At 61.6% G+C, this 232-nt stretch carries 1 pseudogene; it reads right to left on the bottom strand.

The window, feature by feature from the left end:
* Positions 1-232: pseudogene (gene fusA, locus SB753_RS41900) on the bottom strand (elongation factor G); the annotation flags it as partial.

Here is a 232-nt window from a genome sequence, read left to right on the forward strand (position 1 = left end):
TGCCTTCGACGTCCTCGACCTTGTTGCGCACGGTCTCGCGATACGCAACCTGCGGCTTGCCGACCGTTGCCTCGACACCGAACTCGCGCTTCATCCGGTCGACGAGAATTTCCAGGTGCAGCTCGCCCATGCCGGAGATGATCGTCTGACCGGATTCCTCGTCCGTTTGCACGCGGAACGACGGGTCTTCCTGCGCGAGACGATTGAGCGCGATGCCCATCTTTTCCTGGTC

It is taken from the genome of Paraburkholderia sp. SIMBA_053, assembly GCF_046534895.1.
GTDB classification, from domain to species: domain Bacteria; phylum Pseudomonadota; class Gammaproteobacteria; order Burkholderiales; family Burkholderiaceae; genus Paraburkholderia; species Paraburkholderia caledonica.